This window comes from Halomonas sp. DQ26W (assembly GCF_003339685.1).
In the GTDB taxonomy this organism is placed as follows: domain Bacteria; phylum Pseudomonadota; class Gammaproteobacteria; order Pseudomonadales; family Halomonadaceae; genus Halomonas.
Genome location: NZ_QPKI01000071.1, coordinates 1 through 969 on the forward strand (window position 1 = coordinate 1; position 969 = coordinate 969).

Annotated in this window: 1 rRNA gene; it reads right to left on the bottom strand. The window is 55.4% G+C overall.

The features are described from left to right. Positions 1 to 73: 73 nt before the first annotated feature. Positions 74 to 969, bottom strand: a 16S ribosomal RNA gene (locus DU490_RS16950); the annotation flags it as partial.

The following is a 969-nucleotide window of genomic DNA, read 5'->3' on the forward strand; positions in this document are numbered from 1 at the left end:
ACCCAAACAGTCTTTGCTCTGGTCGATCAGGTAATTCATTGTGAGCACTTGCCGCGAGGCGTGATTCGTCGTTTAAGGAGGTGATCCAGCCGCAGGTTCCCCTACGGCTACCTTGTTACGACTTCACCCCAGTCATGAACCACACCGTGGTGATCGCCCTCCCGAAGGTTAGGCTAACCACTTCTGGTGCAGTCCACTCCCATGGTGTGACGGGCGGTGTGTACAAGGCCCGGGAACGTATTCACCGTGACATTCTGATTCACGATTACTAGCGATTCCGACTTCACGGAGTCGAGTTGCAGACTCCGATCCGGACTGAGATCGGCTTTATGGGATTAGCGCACTCTCGCGAGTTGGCAACCCTTTGTACCGACCATTGTAGCACGTGTGTAGCCCTACCCGTAAGGGCCATGATGACTTGACGTCGTCCCCACCTTCCTCCGGTTTGTCACCGGCAGTCTCCTTAGAGTTCCCGGCATTACCCGCTGGCAAATAAGGACAAGGGTTGCGCTCGTTACGGGACTTAACCCAACATTTCACAACACGAGCTGACGACAGCCATGCAGCACCTGTCTCTGCGTTCCCGAAGGCACCCCTTCGTCTCCGAAGGGTTCGCAGGATGTCAAGGGTAGGTAAGGTTCTTCGCGTTGCATCGAATTAAACCACATGCTCCACCGCTTGTGCGGGCCCCCGTCAATTCATTTGAGTTTTAACCTTGCGGCCGTACTCCCCAGGCGGTCGACTTATCGCGTTAACTGCGCCACAAAGTCCGCGAGGGACCCAACGGCTAGTCGACATCGTTTACGGCGTGGACTACCAGGGTATCTAATCCTGTTTGCTACCCACGCTTTCGCACCTCAGTGTCAGTGTCAGTCCAGAAGGCCGCCTTCGCCACTGGTATTCCTCCCGATCTCTACGCATTTCACCGCTACACCGGGAATTCTACCTTCCTCTCCTGCACTCTAGCCT